18 protein-coding genes are annotated in these 16,303 nt (G+C 42.0%); 5 read left to right on the forward strand and 13 right to left on the reverse strand.

Going from position 1 to position 16,303, the window contains the following annotated elements:
• Positions 1-142: 142 nt before the first annotated feature.
• Positions 143-1,624 carry a methyl-accepting chemotaxis protein gene (locus tag KXV15_RS02565; RefSeq protein WP_240006594.1) on the forward strand — a complete coding sequence of 494 codons (1,482 nt, stop codon included), beginning with the start codon at positions 143-145 and terminating at the stop codon, positions 1,622-1,624.
• Positions 1,625-1,668: 44 nt separating this feature from the next.
• On the opposite strand, the gene KXV15_RS02570 is transcribed toward KXV15_RS02565, so the two are convergent.
• Complete coding sequence (locus tag KXV15_RS02570) at positions 1,669-3,054, reverse strand: M20/M25/M40 family metallo-hydrolase (RefSeq protein ID WP_240006595.1); 1,386 nt, start codon at positions 3,052-3,054, stop codon at positions 1,669-1,671.
• A gap of 85 nt (positions 3,055-3,139) precedes the next feature.
• Here KXV15_RS02570 and KXV15_RS02575 point away from each other — a divergent pair, with 85 nt between their 5' ends.
• Positions 3,140-3,670, forward strand: coding sequence for a TetR/AcrR family transcriptional regulator (locus KXV15_RS02575; protein WP_240006596.1), 531 nt, complete (start codon positions 3,140-3,142; stop codon positions 3,668-3,670).
• Here KXV15_RS02575 and dnaQ read toward each other — a convergent pair whose 3' ends face one another.
• From dnaQ to KXV15_RS02600, 5 genes are read right to left on the reverse strand one after another with little or no spacing between them, the layout of a single operon-like run.
• Complete coding sequence (gene dnaQ, locus KXV15_RS02580; protein WP_240006597.1) at positions 3,671-4,381, reverse strand: DNA polymerase III subunit epsilon; 711 nt, start codon at positions 4,379-4,381, stop codon at positions 3,671-3,673. It abuts the gene before it with no gap.
• Position 4,382: 1 nt separating this feature from the next.
• A complete protein-coding gene (coaE, locus tag KXV15_RS02585; RefSeq protein WP_240006598.1) occupies positions 4,383-4,973 on the reverse strand; it encodes a dephospho-CoA kinase in 591 nt (196 codons plus the stop codon).
• An 11-nt stretch (positions 4,974-4,984) separates the two neighbouring features.
• Complete coding sequence (gene aroE, locus KXV15_RS02590) at positions 4,985-5,848, reverse strand: shikimate dehydrogenase (protein ID WP_240006599.1); 864 nt, start codon at positions 5,846-5,848, stop codon at positions 4,985-4,987.
• Positions 5,845-6,447 (reverse strand): Maf family nucleotide pyrophosphatase, encoded by a 603-nt coding sequence (locus KXV15_RS02595; protein ID WP_240006600.1) that lies wholly within the window; start codon positions 6,445-6,447, stop codon positions 5,845-5,847. The genes aroE and KXV15_RS02595 overlap by 4 nt, the downstream gene beginning before the upstream one ends.
• A gap of 43 nt (positions 6,448-6,490) precedes the next feature.
• Positions 6,491-8,770, reverse strand: a complete 2,280-nt coding sequence (locus KXV15_RS02600; RefSeq protein WP_240006601.1) for a sensor histidine kinase — start codon at positions 8,768-8,770, stop codon at positions 6,491-6,493.
• Between the two features lie 123 nt (positions 8,771-8,893).
• On the opposite strand from KXV15_RS02600, the gene KXV15_RS02605 reads away from it, so the two are divergent.
• Positions 8,894-9,673, forward strand: a complete 780-nt coding sequence (locus KXV15_RS02605; protein WP_240006602.1) for a CPBP family glutamic-type intramembrane protease — start codon at positions 8,894-8,896, stop codon at positions 9,671-9,673.
• A gap of 9 nt (positions 9,674-9,682) precedes the next feature.
• Positions 9,683-10,360 carry an O-methyltransferase gene (locus KXV15_RS02610; RefSeq protein WP_240006603.1) on the forward strand — a complete coding sequence of 226 codons (678 nt, stop codon included), beginning with the start codon at positions 9,683-9,685 and terminating at the stop codon, positions 10,358-10,360.
• On the opposite strand, the gene KXV15_RS02615 is transcribed toward KXV15_RS02610, so the two are convergent.
• From KXV15_RS02615 to KXV15_RS02625, 3 genes are all read right to left on the reverse strand, one after another.
• Positions 10,361-10,924, reverse strand: coding sequence for a NifU family protein (locus KXV15_RS02615; RefSeq protein ID WP_240006604.1), 564 nt, complete (start codon positions 10,922-10,924; stop codon positions 10,361-10,363).
• Positions 10,925-10,989: 65 nt separating this feature from the next.
• Positions 10,990-11,466 carry a universal stress protein gene (locus tag KXV15_RS02620; RefSeq protein ID WP_240006605.1) on the reverse strand — a complete coding sequence of 159 codons (477 nt, stop codon included), beginning with the start codon at positions 11,464-11,466 and terminating at the stop codon, positions 10,990-10,992.
• 14 nt (positions 11,467-11,480) lie between these two features.
• On the reverse strand, positions 11,481-12,530 hold the full coding sequence (locus tag KXV15_RS02625; RefSeq protein ID WP_240006606.1) for a DUF2333 family protein: 1,050 nt from the start codon (positions 12,528-12,530) through the stop codon (positions 11,481-11,483).
• A gap of 147 nt (positions 12,531-12,677) precedes the next feature.
• Between KXV15_RS02625 and KXV15_RS02630 the strand changes: the two genes are divergently transcribed.
• Positions 12,678-13,094 carry an MAPEG family protein gene (locus tag KXV15_RS02630; RefSeq protein WP_275671530.1) on the forward strand — a complete coding sequence of 139 codons (417 nt, stop codon included), beginning with the start codon at positions 12,678-12,680 and terminating at the stop codon, positions 13,092-13,094.
• Here KXV15_RS02630 and KXV15_RS02635 read toward each other — a convergent pair.
• From KXV15_RS02635 to KXV15_RS02650, 4 genes are all read right to left on the reverse strand, one after another.
• Positions 13,080-13,865: an inositol monophosphatase family protein gene (locus tag KXV15_RS02635; RefSeq protein WP_240006608.1), complete on the reverse strand. Its 786-nt coding sequence runs from the start codon at positions 13,863-13,865 to the stop codon at positions 13,080-13,082. The genes KXV15_RS02630 and KXV15_RS02635 overlap by 15 nt on opposite strands.
• Positions 13,855-14,754 (reverse strand): SDR family oxidoreductase, encoded by a 900-nt coding sequence (locus KXV15_RS02640; protein ID WP_240006609.1) that lies wholly within the window; start codon positions 14,752-14,754, stop codon positions 13,855-13,857. The genes KXV15_RS02635 and KXV15_RS02640 overlap by 11 nt, the downstream gene beginning before the upstream one ends.
• Before the next feature lie 54 nt (positions 14,755-14,808).
• On the reverse strand, positions 14,809-15,216 hold the full coding sequence (gene atpC / locus KXV15_RS02645) for an ATP synthase F1 subunit epsilon (RefSeq protein ID WP_240006610.1): 408 nt from the start codon (positions 15,214-15,216) through the stop codon (positions 14,809-14,811).
• Between the two features lie 93 nt (positions 15,217-15,309).
• Positions 15,310-16,278, reverse strand: coding sequence for a DUF4340 domain-containing protein (locus KXV15_RS02650; protein WP_240006611.1), 969 nt, complete (start codon positions 16,276-16,278; stop codon positions 15,310-15,312).
• Positions 16,279-16,303: the final 25 nt, after the last annotated feature.

Here is a 16,303-nt window from a genome sequence, read left to right on the forward strand (position 1 = left end):
AACCCTTAAAAAAACAGGAAATATATCAATTTGGGACTAAAAAATTACAATTTATTTACCTGTGGATAATAATATTAGGATTCACAAATAAAAAAAATCGTAAGGCAGAGCATTAATTTTCAGGTCAATTTCGAGGTGTAGGATGTTTTCGAAGAATAAAGGCAATACAAACGCAACTCTTGATGCGCTTAACGCGTCACAGGCTGTTATTGAATTTACCCCAACGGGTGAAATTTTAACGGCGAATGAAAACTTTTTAAAAACTGTTGGATACACCCTATCCGAAGTAGTTGGTGGGCATCACAGAATGTTTTGTGAGGCTAAATTTGTAAATAGCCCTGATTATAAAGAATTTTGGAATAATCTTGCAAGTGGTCGATTTAATGCCGGCGAATTCAAACGCATCGGCAAATCTGGAAATGTTATCTGGCTTCAAGCATCTTATAACCCAATCAAAGATGATCGTGGTAATGTGGTTAAGGTTATTAAATTTGCTGCCGATATTACCGATGCCAAAAATAAAGCAATCGATTCCCAAGGTAAAATTGATGCCATTAACCGTTCGCAGGCTGTAATCGAATTTACGCCAAAAGGTGAGGTGTTGTTTGCCAATGAAAACTTCCTGAAAACCCTTGGCTATAACCTTGGCGAAATTCAACATAAACACCATTCAATGTTCTGCGATACTGCCTATACCCAAAGCCCAGAATACAAAGCTTTCTGGAATGAACTTGCGGCAGGTAAATTCCAAGCTGCTGAATATAAGCGTATCGGTAAAGGCGGCAAAGAAGTTTATATCCAAGCATCATATAACCCAATTTTTGATGACACTGGTGCGGTTGTAAAAGTTGTTAAATTTGCAACCGATATTACACCAACCGTTCTTAAACGTCTTGCCAATGAGGGTTTAAGCAAAGGCATTAACGAAGATCTTGGACAAGTTGTAGGTGAAGTTAATACAGCATCAGAGATGACATCAAAGGCATCTGCTGCATCTGCTGAAACTGGGGCGATTGTGAATTCAGTTGCCGCCGCATCAGAAGAATTAAGCCAAAGTGTTCGTGAAATTTCTGCGAACATGACCAATGCCAAAGCAGCAGTTGAAAACGTATTTGAACATGCCGAAAACGCAAATAAATCTGCTGATATGCTAAACCGCTCAGCAGTTTCAATGAATGGCATTGTGACCATGATTCAAGAAATTGCACAGCAAATTAACATGCTTGCACTAAACGCAACAATTGAATCGGCACGTGCCGGTGAGGCAGGGCGTGGCTTTGCGGTTGTGGCATCAGAGGTTAAAACCCTTGCCAACCAAACCACAACCTCAACCCAAACCATCTCGGCAGAAATCCAAAAAATGCAAAGTGTTTCAACCGAAGTTGTGGAATCACTTGGCGTTATCTCAAGCTCTATGACAAATGTTTTGGACAATGTGGCATCGGTTGCGACCGCGATTGAGCAGCAGAATGCAGTTACCGGCGATATATCACAAAATATGCAGTCTGCAGTGGGTGCGGTGAACGAAATTACCCAATCACTAACCGAAATCAACAGCACATTTGAAACTGTTGCGGCGGCTTCTGATAAGGTTAAAAAAGACGTTGAGGCATTGGTTGCATAATTTGCAACATAGCCAAAAGAAAAGCCCCCGTTTGGGGGCTTTTTTTATGCCATTTCACCCAAAATTCGTACCCATGAACGAATTGCTTTGTTAAAGCTATTCACGTCATATTTTTCATTTGGGGAGTGAATATTATCATCCGGCAATGCAAAGCCAACCAAAAGTGCATCCATATCAAGGATTTCGCGAATATCGCTAACCACGGGGATTGATGCGCCGCATCCCATTAATGCCGGTGGTTTTTGCCATTCGTCATTCAATGCCTTTTCAACCGATTGTATCAATGGGTTGGTGGTGTCGATGGCAACACCGCGACCACCAGAATATTTTTTGAAAACAGCTTTGCAATCAGGTGGTAAAAGCGAATTAATATGTTTTTCGAACGCTTCCCAAACCTTGTCAGGATTTTGATTTCCAACAAGGCGGAATGAAACCTTGGCAAAGGCTTCGGACGGGATAACGGTTTTAAAACCATCACCAGTATAACCGCCATGAATGCCGCAAATCTCTGCGGTTGGGCGCGCCCATAATTGCTCTAGTGCAGTTAGACCCTTCTCACCCGCAGGTATAGAAAGCCCAACATCGCCCAAGAATTTTTTATCGTCAAACCCGAGAGATGCCCAATTTGCCTTTATTTCAGGGGTAAGGACAGGGACGCCATCATAAAAACCTTCTAAAGTAATATGACCATCATCATCGCGCATTTTGCCAAGCATATCGGCAAGCAAAACAATCGGGTTACGCGCCGGCCCGCCATAAAGACCAGAGTGTAAATCACGACTTGGGCCAATGATTTTTACTTCACCGGTAATATTACCACGCAAACCAATGGTAATTGCGGGTGTGGTTTCATCCCAGCGATCTGTGTCACAGATAAAGGCAACATCGGCTTTTAATTCTTCTTTATTTTCATGCATGAAAGGAATTAATGAAATCGTATCGGATTCTTCTTCGCCTTCTAAAAGCAAGGTAACACGGCACGGCAATTTCCCAGTGGTTTCAATCCATGCACGACATGCCTCAATAAAGGTAAGGGTCTGACCCTTATCATCAGACGAGCCGCGCCCAAAAATAACATCCTTGCCATTGATGTTTTTTATGCATGGTTCAAATGGTGGGCTGCTCCAAAGTTCAAGTGGATCAACTGGTTGCACATCATAGTGACCATAAAAAAGCACATGTTTATCGCTTTCGGTATTGTTATAATGCGCAACAACCAGCGGAAGCCCTTTGCCATCGCGTAATTTTGCCTCAAATCCAATCTCATTGAGCATATCAACAAGATATTGCCCGGCACGGATGCATTCGGGACGAAATTCCTTTTCCGAGGAAATTGAAGGGATTTTCATTAATTCAAAAAGATTATCGATAGATTTTTGAAGATTTTTTTCGGTAAAATCCAAAGCGCTAGAAGTTTTATCTTGGGTCATAGCTATATAATAGGAATTTTTAGCATTTTGTTAACCCATATATGTGAAATATTTAAATGAATGAACATTCATAAAGGATAAAATTATGCGCCGCTCTCCGCAAAAAGTTGAAGATATTGAAAAACAAATTGCCGATGCGGCACTGCGTCTTGGTAATAATATCGATGGTTATTCAATTCAGGAGCTTGCAAAAAAAGCGGAACTTGCAGTTGGAACGATTTACCGCGTTCTTCCAAACAAGCAGCAATTAGACAAATTGCTTGAAGAAAGATGTGAAGAAGTATTTTGTAAATTTATACTTGCGCCAATTCCTGCACGCCTTGATATGAAAGGTCGCTTTGCGCTTGTATTTGACCGCCTAACAGATTTTATCGAGCAAGAGCCAGAAGTTGCCGAATACCTTGCAACCCATGGCTTTAAAGATGATAGCAAGTTTAAAACCGCGATAACGGCATTCATTGATGAAGCGGCGGTTTCTGGCGATATAGATATTAAATTAAAGCCAATTGCCTTGTCTTTGATTTGGGGGCCGATTGCATCACTGCTTCAATGTCGTGGTGATAAAGAAAGCGCCAAAATACTTAAAGAAAGTGTTTGGGCGGCGTTAAAATCATAATTATTCGGCGTTTAATTTCGCCCAATAGGAATCTTCACCTAATTTCGCAATAAATTCCTGATGGGCTTTCGCTTCATCGGGGGTGATAAGGCTGGGTAGTGGTTTGGGGCGAATGCCACGCTTTTCAAACTCTTTTATCAAGCCGCCACGGCCGTTGCGCCCGCTATTATTATTTAAGAAGCCAAAACTCCGTTCACGGCCCCCTTTTAATTCCAGATAGACGGCCGCCAAAAGCCGTGCGTCGAGCAATGCGCCGTGCAATGTCCGATCTTTTAGGTCGATGTTAAAACGGCGACAAAGGGCATCAAGGTTTGCCGGTGCACCGGGAAATTGTTTGCGTGCAATAAGAACCGTATCAATACAGCGTTCTTTGGTGATTTCTGGCAAACCAAGTTGTTTTAATTCATAATTTATAAAGCCACGGTCGAATTCAGCATTGTGTGCCACAAGCTGGCTATCACCAATAAAGTCAAGCATGGCATCCGCAACCCGGGGGTCGCCAAAAGTTGGAAAGTCGGCAAGAAAGTCAGCGGATAGACCATGCACCCGAAATGCCTCCATTGGCATATCGCGCAATGGGTTGATATAGGTATGAAATGTCTTACCAGTCGGCACAAGGTCCATAAGTTCGACCATGCCGATTTCCACCAATTTATCCCCCTCCTCGGGGTTTAGACCCGTGGTTTCGGTATCGAAAACAATCTCACGCATTTTAGCCCCTAAGCGTTCTGTCGATTTGTCTTACTTTTCGTTTTGTCTCTTCAATTGATTTTGATGTATTAATAACAAAATCAGCACGTGCCGCTTTTTCGTCACCCGGCATTTGTTTTGCGACAATAGAAAGGAATTTCTCCTCGGTCATATTTGGTCGCAATAAAACGCGTTGTTTTTGGGTTTCAAAATCACAATTAACGACAATAATCTTGTCAAACTGCGATTCTGCTTTGGTTTCAAATAATAAAGGAATATCGACCAATACATAAGGCGGGTTCGATGGCGCAACTTCATTATAAAATTCTTGGCGGTTTTGGGCAACAAGTGGGTGAATATAGCTTTCAAGTTTTTTTAATGCATCGGGGTTGTTTAAAACGATTTTGCCCAGTGCCTCACGATTAATTTCTTTTTCGCCCAATATTACATCACCAAATTCTAGCCCCAACAATTCATAGGCGCGCCCACCCTTGCGATAAAGTTTATGAACCGCACTATCGGCATCCCATGTCGGTACACCAAGTTTTTTGAACATTTTAATTATCGTGGACTTTCCTGTGCCGATTGAACCGGTAATTGCGATTCGTTTCATGCCCCTTGCTTTCATTTTAATTGTGCTTTTAGGCGTTCAAGCCCCCGCATAAAATCGGGGCGCGATCCAAACCAAAATTCAAACGCCAAAACCCCTTGCCCTGCCAACATGCCAAGCCCGTTTAGACCACGTCTTTTTTGGTTGTTTGCCGCAATTGTGAATGCAGTTGGCGTTGGCATATAAACCATATCATAAATAATTGCGTCTTTGGTGGTTGGCGATAAATCAACATCCAATGCACCAACGCCTTTTAAACCCAATGTAGTGGCATTTATCACCAATGATGCACCGGAAAGGCCCTGTGCCATTTCATCCCAACCAAACACACTAAAAGTAATGTTGCGATTTCCAGCAAGAATTCGCCCGATATTCGCCAATTCTTCGCATTTCGAAATTGTGCGCCCAACAAAACGGATTTCACGTACTTCATCGCTTAAAAGTGCTGAAATAACGCCACGTGCCGCACCACCTGCACCAATTATGGCTATAATTTTACAAGCACTGCGCCAGCCTTTGAAATTATAATCCAAATCCACGGTCAAACCGATGCCATCGGTATTAATGGCTTCAAAATCGTCATCTTTTGCACGGATTGTGTTTGCCGCACCGATTGTTTTCACTTCATGGGAAGGGAAAGCAACAAGTTTTGCAATATCTTCTTTTAATGGCGCGGTTATGTTGCCGCCTTTAAAGCCAACTTTCTTCAAGCCATTCAATGCCTCGGCAAAATCTTGGGGCTTAACCTCCAGCCCGACAAAGACGGCATTTATGCCAAAATCATTTATCCACCCATTTTGCAAAATCGGTGATAGTGAATGTTTGGCGGGATAACCAAAAATCCCATAAAGTTCGGTTGATGCTTTTATCTTGCTCATGCTGCTACAATATTATGATTTCGTAAGAATGTCAGCAGTGGCAATAAAGGCAAGCCCAAAATTGCAAAATAATCACCGGAAATTTCTTCAAAAAGCTGTATACCCAAACCTTCTAATTGATAACAACCAACCGAAGAAAGAATTTTATCACCACTTTGGATGAGATAGCTTTCAAGAAATTCATCACTAAAGCTGCGCATTTTTAATTTTGGGGCGCTATCATGGCGCCATATAAATTCACCGCTTTTATAAATCACGATTGCATTTTGTAGATAATGGGTTTTGCCTCGAAAATGTTTAAGACGTTCGCGAGCTTCATCCATATCGGCTGCTTTGTCAAAAACCTCGCCATCAAGGGCCAGCATTTGATCGCAGCCAATTACAAAGGCATCGGGGTATTTACGTGATAGTTTTTGCGCCTTTAATTTTGCTAGTTCATGTGCCTGCTCGGACGGTTTTAACCCAGCTTCACGAAGTGCAATTTTTGCCATTTCCTCATCAACATTTGATGCAATGGCTTCAAATTTTACGCCCGCATTTTCAAGTACATGGCGACGAATTTTTGATTGGGAGGCAAGAATAAGACGTGTTTCACTCATGCCCGCAGCATTAGCAGAATTGTATTGATGGGCAAGGGGGGATTTAAATCAGTTCCAGTTCGGGGTTTGCTATTTGCTCTTTGGCAACTACTGGAAAATGGCAATTAATCCTTAGTTTTTCATTGTTGGACAAATCAATAGCGACCCAACCGCCGTGCATTTCGACAAACTTTTTAACCAATACAAGGCCAAGGCCGCCACGTTTTGAACCTTCAGTAAAGGCATCAAAGTCAAAATTACCAAACAGACCTAAATTGCTGTGATTAGGGCTCTCGATGAATAACTTAACGCTTTCGCCAATGCGTTTTGCCCCAATTGTAATTTCATCACCGGCAACTGCATTTCGCATCGCATTGCCTAAAAGATTGGCGACAATTTGCCTAAACCGTTTATCGTCCCCGCGAATTTTACCGACATTATCAGGGCAATCAATTACAAGATTAAATGTTGTTTCATTTAATTTGGTGGTTGAAGTTTCGGCAATTGTGGTGATGGCATCTTTTATATCAACATCGCCTAATTCTAATGCCGCTTGTCCTGCATCAATTATTGCAAGGTCAAGCAAATGCCCAACCATGGTTTCAAGCTGCTCACCGGCTTGTTTAATAAATTTCATTTGTTCGGTTTGGATATCGCTTAATTCACCCGAGAAGCCAGATGTCAATAAATCTGAATAGCCCAAAATAGTATTCAATGGCGTCCGTAATTGATATGAAACCTTTTCAAGGAAGGAGGTTTTAAGGCGGTCGGCCTCGGTTAAGGCGAGGGCTTTTTCGCGCAATAATGCCTCAATTTTGTGATGTGCTGTTACGTCAACAAAGGCAACCAAGGTTGCACCATCAGGTAGTGGGCGGGTAAGCCATGTTAGGTATGTGCCGTCATTACGCTCAATAGATCCTTGGGTTTCACGGCGGCCCTCAGGTGATGGGTCGCATACGCGTGCCCATAATTCGTCCCAGAAATTCTCATCGCCATAAAGGGTTTTAAGATTTTGGGCGAGGGCGGCAAAATCCCTATGCTCATCCATTGCGGCATCATCTAACTGCCACATTTTGCGGAATGAAACGTTTGCCAAAGTAAGTTTGCCATCACTGGAGAAAACCGCAATGCCTTCACGCAATTTATCAAGCGTGGTTCTTTGCACCTCGATTTGGGTTTTAAATTGCGCTTGTAATAGGGTTTTGTCGGAAATATCCTCATACAGGACCAAAAGACCACCGGTCGGTTGTCTTTGGCGCATTACGCGTAAAATGCGCCCGTCAGGCAGTGACCAAGTTTCGTCAGGGATTGCCTGTGTGGTTTGGTAATATGCCATTTCGGCGTTGCGCCATTCGATATAATTTCTTTGGTGTGGAAGGCGCGCGCGTTCGCGTAGGCGATCAAGAATTTCTGAATGGGTTGGCGCCTCATCCAGATAGCTTTCTTCAAAGCCCCATAGGCGCGCAAAAGCGTGGTTATAGGTTTTTAATTCGCGCGATGCGTCAAAAACTGCAACCGCATCAGTAAGCTGGTTGAGGGTTTCAAGGTTGGCACGTGCCTCACGTACAAGGATTTCATTGCGCGCATACTCATCCTCAATATCAATTGCCGCGCCGATAATACGGTCATAAATTGGGGCAAGGAAAATACGCATCATGCGGCGTTTGCCATCAATCGAAATTGCGCGTGTGTCGGTTACATGCTTGCCTTTTAGGGCGTCAAGAATGTCGGTGGCAATTTTACTATCAAGGCGGGCGTTTTCTTTTACCGCGTCATCGATATTTGCGATTTCAACGGCGTTTAAGAATGCCTTATTGCCCCATAAAAGTTGACCTTCTGAATTGCAAATAAAGACAGGGAAAGAAAAACTATTTGTGCCGCGCGCGCCGTAATTCACAGGTGCTTGGCGAAGCAAAAGAATCGCATTTGCACCATCGGTTTCGCCGGCAATTTCAAGACTATGGGCAAAGGTTTCAAATGATGAACCATTAGTTCGCAATGCTTTAATCTGTGCCTTTAAAGTTTCATTGCCCATAACAAGGGTTTCATAAATTTTATCAGCAGGACAACCAAGCAATGATGCAAAATGCTTTTGCAAATCTGTGTCACCGATTAATTCTGGTGGGTTGGCATCATCGGCATCGTCATCAATGCGCCATAACATGCCCAATGTGCGTGCATTGCGCAGCATTAAGAAAGAATCACCCAAATTTGCCTGTTCGGTACGATATATTTTTGATTGTTTGTTAAAACGCCAAGTATAATAGATACGCGCAACTAAAAGCCCTAGTGCAAAGGCGCTAAGGATGGTAACCAAAAGAAATATATGTGGCGGCAAATTCATAATTTAATTTTCTAATCAAAAATAATTTATGGTTAAAAATTTAATAATATGTTGTCATTTCGTATTTAGGCTGCTTTTTTACTGTAATAATATCATAATTCTGTTTTATTTGTTTTTTGATTAATGACGAAGATATTAAACCTATTATCAATATTCATTTTTGCCGTTGCCGGTGCGTATTTTGCCGGAAGCTTTTCTTTGCTTCTAAGCTATCGGCTTGCCAATATGGGCGCATCAATTCCCCTGCGTGAGGTGATTAACGCAATAATAGCGCTATGTTTATTCCTGATTTATGCAAAAGCGAATAAAGCGTTTCAAATTAATTGGGGTGGTTTTGGCGGTTTTTCGGCGGGTCTTGAAACCATAATTATGATTTTATCTGTGGCTTGGGGCGCACTATTTTATTCCAAGGCAATCAGTAATTTTACATTTGTCAAAGATTTTTCAATTCCAACTTTTGCAATTGCGTTGGTTTTAATGCTGCTTCATGCACTTGCCGAGCAAATATTGCTACAATGCGTATTACAAACCCGCGCCAAACAATTCTTTGGTGATAAGGTGGCAATAATTATTGCGGCAATTGGCTTTGCGGCATTGCAGGCGGCACAGGGTTATTATCAGCCATTATATATTTTTAATTCAATATGTCTTGGCTTGCTAATGGCGGTGTTGTTTGAGCGACATGGATTCTTGAGTGTTGTTGCCGCGCATGGTGTTTGGTCGTTCTTGGAGCTTGTGGTTAAACCGTCTGTGGTTAATATGCACTATAATTATAATTACCTTTTATGGCAGGGGCAGGATTCCTATGGATCACCGATTCTTGGCGGTTTGTGTATCATTGCTGCGATTATGATTTTTGGGTTAAAGAAAAATAATCTTGGCGAAAACGAAAATATCCTTTAATAGCCGCTTATGACACGTGAAACTATTACCCTTACCCCAGAGATTTTCAATTATATCAACGAAATCAATTATGACGAGCATGAAGCACAAAAGCTTTGTCGTGAAGAAACTGCGGAGCATCCGCGTGGCAATCTGCAAATTGCACGTGAACAAGGTGGCTTTATGGCATTTATGGTGCGTTTGATAGAGGCACGGATTGCGGTTGAGATTGGGGTTTTCACTGGTTATTCTGCGCTTACAACTGCGTTGGCATTGCGTAAGTCTGCTGGACCAGGGGCAAAAATGTTCGCCTTGGACATGTCGCATAAATATATTGATATTGCCAAAAAATATTGGGCGATGGCGGGTGTCGATGATGTTATTGAGCCGCGTATCGGACAGGCCGAAGAAAAATTAGACGAACTTATTGCCGAAGGGTACAAGGCCAATGTGGATTTCGTCTTTATCGATGCCGACAAGGCAAAATATCCAGTGTATTATGAAAAAGCGCTTGAGCTATTGCGCCCAGGTGGTCTTATGATTTTTGACAATATGCTGCGTCATGGCAAAGTTGTTGCCCCCGAAGCAGATGACAAAGAAACCAATGCCATCGTGAATTTAACCAAGGCAATTATGGAAGACCCGCGCGTTACCGCCAATCTTGTTGGTATTGGTGATGGGTTGTTAATGGCAAGAAAGAATAAATAATTAGATTATTTGTTCTACGCGTGTAACCTCTGGAACATAGTGCTTAATCATATTTTCAACACCGTTTTTCAAGGTAATTGTTGATGATGGGCAGCCAGAGCATGCACCGCGCATGCGTAAATAAACCACGCCGGTTTGCATATCAAATTCTTCAAATTCAATGTCGCCGCCATCTTGGGCAACAGCAGGGCGGACGCGGGTTTCAAGCAATTGTTCAATTTCTTCAACGATTTGCGCGGCCTCACCCTCATATTTTTTGGGTGACTTTACAGGCTTTTCATCAGAAACCCAAAGCGGAACATTGGATACAAAGCCGTCCATAATCGTGCCAAGGATTTCAGGTTTGATATGTGCCCATTCAATATCTGCGTTTTTTGAAACCGATATAAAATCTTCGCCAAACATAACCGAACGAACACCATCAATTTTGAAAAGCGTTTGCGCAAAAGGCGACATATCCGCGGAGATTGCACCATGAAATTCTAATATGCCGTCATAAACATGGCGACCTGGAATAAATTTCAACGTATTTGGGTTTGGCGTAGCTTCGGTTTGTATAAACATTAATTGTAACCTTGTTTATGCAACATATAGTGATGAGGGTGGGGTAAGGTCAAGTGCCAAAGAAATTAACTTGCCAGTTCGCTTATTTCGCTGTCGCTTAATTCTTCGGGGACAATCATAATCGCAATTGGGCGAACCCCAAGTGCCATTGTGCCACGTGTTGCCTCAACCACCAACGGACCCGGACCTTTTTTGGATGATGCCGCCGCAAGCAAAAGGGTTTTAATCGCAGCATCTTCGTTAATACATTCACGAAGTGCTTGATGGATTTCACCCTCTTTGATCAATAATTGCGGGACGATGCCCGTTCGTTGTTTTACGATTTGTGACAATTCCTGAAGGTTATCTAATGCCTCAAGCCGTAATTCTTCAAGAACACCGGCGCCAAGTGCCGACACCAATGAATTATCTGCCGAATTAATCACGCACATTATAACTAATGCTGAACCATTGCGCATTGCCCGTTCTGCCCCAAAGAGAACAGCGGTTCGGCATTCATGCGAACCATCGGCAATACACAGAATTTTTCTTTGTTCACCCATTTTTCACCTGTTTATTAATTTTGCAAAACAGCGGTGATTTCGCGCAATTTTGCCCGCGCCCGAAGGATATAAAACCCTTCCATTGCAAGGTGGTTTGGTATCAATAGTGCATCAGGTGCAGCGTTTTGCACGATTGGCGGACGCATTTGTGCCGCCATCGCAAGCTCGGTAAGCATTTCTGAATATAATTTATCAACGCCGCGTTGTTGCAGAACGCTGCCATAATCTTCACGTAGGGCGCGTAATACAATGAAATAACCATATGCCTCACCTTTGGCATAATAGAATAATTTATCGGCGCGGCGATCGATGAAAACCTTTCTGCCATCGTCCATTTGTTTATCAAGGGAATCAGAAACCCCGCCTAAATCAAGCGCGATATGGTCAAGCACGCCTTGAAGGTTATCGGCGCGAACTTCAAAAACTGCCTGCCCTGATGCAAGGCGGTTATTGTACCTTATCAATGCTTCACGTGCTTTGCGATACTCATGGTCGGCAGATGAAGTTGGTAGAGGGTCAAGAATCCAAGTTTCAGGAGAGCGCGATAAACCTTGACGTGCCGCCGCCATATCAACGTCTGCCTGTGAGGTGCCGCGTGTCCGTGCAAGGCGGTTTTCCATTTCATAAACAGTGGTTGAAAGCGCACGAATAAGACCAGATTGGAAATTCACCATATTGCCACCAAAACGCAGCATCGCCGCAGGTTCAAAAGGTTGAACATTTGGGGCCCATTTGGTTTTGTTAACTTCGCGGTCAATTAGCCCTGCAATAACCTCAACCGTGGTTGATTTGCCATTTGATGGTGCAGGAACCTTGTAATTTAATTGGTCATTAATGCGATGTGTAAATACCGCACCAAGGAAATAATATGCCGGAATGATGCCAAGCACCAAGACAAGAACCAAAATAGTTTTCCAAGATTTCTTTTTCTTTTTAGGTTCGGCATCGGGTGCTAATTGCGCGGGCGGAACATCCGAACCAGAAAAAGGGTCGGTTTTTGGTTTAGCTGTAAATAAACCGCGAACTTTGGCACCCAAAAGGCGCATACTTTGACCAATATCCATAAAAACCCCATATTTACCGAATTGCCCATAATGGGTAATTATTTCGGTGAAATTACACTGTATATTTCTTTGATTATAGTTTTACATTTTTTTTGAATTGCGACAAGCTGTATTTGTCTTTTCAAATCTTTATTTAGGTTTCTTAAAATGCAAATTATTATACCTGCCATTGTATTGGGTTTTTGGACGTTTTGCGTGCTTTTAATGATACCAATAACAAGATTTTGGGCGGTGGGGCATAAAAGCGCAACTGCCAAAGACTTCAAATTGGGTGAAACAGATAGACTGCCTGATTATGTGAAGTTGCCCAATCGCAATTATATGAATTTAACCGAGCTTCCGACGTTATTTTATTTCATAACAATTGTTATCCAGATGACTGGTGTCACAAACAATTTATTAGTTGGTTTGGCATGGGTTTATGTTGGAATGCGTATTGTGCATTCCATTGTGCATATATTTTTCAATCACGTTATTTTGCGGTTTCTTGTTTTCGCAATTGGGAATGTTGTCTTGCTCGCAATTTGGGGAATTGCCGCAATAAAGATTTTATTCCACGCCTGATAGGATTGCCACGGCTTCATCAAGTATAGTTTTGTTTGCCGCCGCAATAACCCGACCGCCACTTATGTTACGATTGCCCTTCCAATCGGTAAAGTGACCACCGGCGCATTCAATGATTGGCACAATTGCGGCAATATCAAATAATTTCAAACCGTTTTCAACCACAAGCCCAATATTACCCTGGGCCAATAAACCATATGCAGTGCAATCAAGACCGTAGCGGGTGATTGGTGCGCGGGCACGTAATTTACCAAATGCGTCTACCTCATCGCCTGTAAATAAAAACGGGTCAGTGGTTGCAAGCACACAAGTATCAAGTGTTACGCTCGGCTCAGTTTTGATAATTTTGCTTTTTGATTTTTGTTGCCATTTTGCTTTGCCGCCATCGCTTACAAACCTTTCACCAGTAAAGGGTTGGGCGATAATGCCAATTTTAGGCTCACCATTAAAATATGCACCAATTAACACGCCCCAAGTTGAGGTGCCGGCAACAAATGCGCGCGTGCCATCAATTGGGTCAAGAATCCATTGCCAGCCTGATGTGCCTTCTTTTTCGCCAAATTCTTCGCCAAAAATTGCATCATTTGGGCGGTATTTTTCAATCATTTCACGCATGATGGTTTCAGCGGCTTTATCAGCAAGTGTGACTGGATCATAACCACTTGTAGCCTTGTTATCGACACTTAATCTTGTGCGAAAATAAGGTAGGATTGCAGCACTAGCAGAGTCTGCAAGTTTGTGGGCAAAAGCAATTATTGTATCATTCGTCATTGTTATTATTTTCCAAAACTGTCCCAAAACTTTCGTTTAGGATATCCCTAAGTGCATTTCGCCAATCATCCAATTCAACACCATGTGAGAATAGCAATTTATCACAATTCAATGCGGCATTCTGAGTTATTATATTATTTGCATCGGATTCGTAATTCTGATTCCTGATTTCATCGCTGTGTTTTTGCGAAATTTCCTGACAATATGCTAAAATGTAACGCGCGAAGCGCAATTGTGAAGCAGTTCCCGAATTAGCAATATGAAAAGTCCCCCGCAAGTCACGATTGTCTTTCATACTATGCAAATTTGCAGCAACTTCAAATATGCCTTCAGCAAGGGAATGTACCGATGTCGGTGAGCCCATGCGCTTTCTAGCAACATAGGTCAGATCATTTTCCAATTCGGCAATCTTTACCATTTTTGTAAAGAAACTTTTTGAATCGGGGCCATATAGCCATGAAGTTCGCAAAATAACATGGTTTGGATTGAATTGCGCAATTGCATCCTCTGCCATAATGCCAATTCGTCCTATTTCACGTTCTGCTGAAGGTGCAGTGCTTTCTAGGTATCCATCTTCTGATTTGCCATCAAATACTTGATGGCCAGAAAGGTGAATGATTGGAATATTGGATGCCGCACTGGCCTTTGCCATATTTTGCACAAGGTCAATTAGTTCCAGCCTGTCACTACTAGTGATATTTTCGCTATAAAAATCAGGGTGTGAAATACCAATAAGGTTTATAAATAAATCAGCGTTGGTATTATTTATTTGGTCTTGCAAATCGGCAACGGAAAAGTCGCTATCTTCATGGGTTGATATAATTTCCGCGCCAAAAACCGAAGCCCTTTTTAAAAGGGACTCCGCTAACTGACCGGTATTACCAGCCACCAAAAAGCGCATTATTTTTCACCACTTAAATTCCCAATATGGGAGAGTAAGATATTAGGCGTTTGCAAGAATGGTTTCAAGACGCTCTAATTTTTCAGAGGTTGAAGCTTTATCTGCATCAGTTTTTGCATCGCGCAAATCTTCTTGTGCATTTTTAATTTCAGCTGCAACAGCGTCTTTATCAATTGATTTTAAATCAACTGCATCTTCGGCAAGGATAGTAACGCCATCTGGGGTTACATCGGCAATGCCACCACCAATATACATTTTTGATTCTGTGTTGCCTTCAAAAATTTTAATGATGCCTTTTTTAATCACGCTCATGGTTGCGGCATGCAATTTCAATGCGCCGAATTCACCGCTTTCCGCAGGAACAACAACCTGATCAACATCGCCTGAAAACAACTCACGCTCAGGAGAGACGAGAGAGAAGTGCATTTTATCGGTATCTACATTTGCCATATCAATATTTTCCTGTCGCCCCAATAAACAATAATTTTTTTGAGTTCAAGACCTTTTGCAACTAATAAGCACAAAAACAATAGTATATTAGTATTATTTCACCACAAAATCATCAGCAATTGATTTATCAATTTCAAAAGCCCATCCATCGGCATTTTTATTGATTTCATTTGCAAATTCGCTATTCGAAAGTGCTTTTATTTTAACCCAATAAAGGTGGTATTGTTCAATAAGCCTGATTTCAATTTTTTCACCATTCTTAAGCGTGACAATTTCACTGGCTTTTGGCGGTGAAGAAATCCTTGTGGCTGGCGCAACGTCTTTGAATTTGATTTTGCTAATTAATATTGCCGCGCGTGTGATATTGATTCCCGACTTTTCACTGGTTCTTTCATTAGCTTTAAAGTCACCCGTTGCATTGCGGATTATATCGAACTTATGCCCCATGGGTGTGGTTAATGAGGTTGCAACAATGTTTTCCGGTGAAACATTTAAAAAATCCAACTCAAGCCACTGTGAAATATCAGTCATATCAATTGAAATCGGTGACGCATTATAAACCTGATTTTCGCCCAGCACGCGGACATATGCGGCATCACCAACTTGACCAATATGGCTTCCGGCAATTAGCTGGTCTTGGGCATCAAAAAATTCAACAATATTTCCCCGGCCGAATTCAACGGGTTCTCCGACCTGAAGTGAATCAAATTTTGCGGGGTCAGAAGTCACCAAATCACCTTGTCGCAAATTTAACATCGCGTTGGTGAAGCTCTCTAAATAAGACTTTGAAACTTTGAAGCCTGACCGTTCCGGCATAATCCATTCATTACCTTGACGTATAAGCTGTATCGCACCTTTTGTGTGTGTTATCTTTATTCTGCGGACATCGCCTAATTGGTTTTCTAATTGTGGAAAAACCTTGATGGTTAGTGGTTTTTCACCATAAACCGTTTCGACGCTTTTGCGATTATGGTAAACATAAAAGACAATTGACGCAATTAATAAAGCGCCAATAAAAATCTTTAAATAATTAAGGAAAACATCAGTTTTTTTATTTGTCATGGTTTTTTTGTTATACTCATAGTTT

Origin of the sequence: Pseudaquidulcibacter saccharophilus (assembly GCF_019455445.1) — a bacterium.
In the GTDB taxonomy this organism is placed as follows: domain Bacteria; phylum Pseudomonadota; class Alphaproteobacteria; order Caulobacterales; family Aquidulcibacteraceae; genus Pseudaquidulcibacter; species Pseudaquidulcibacter saccharophilus.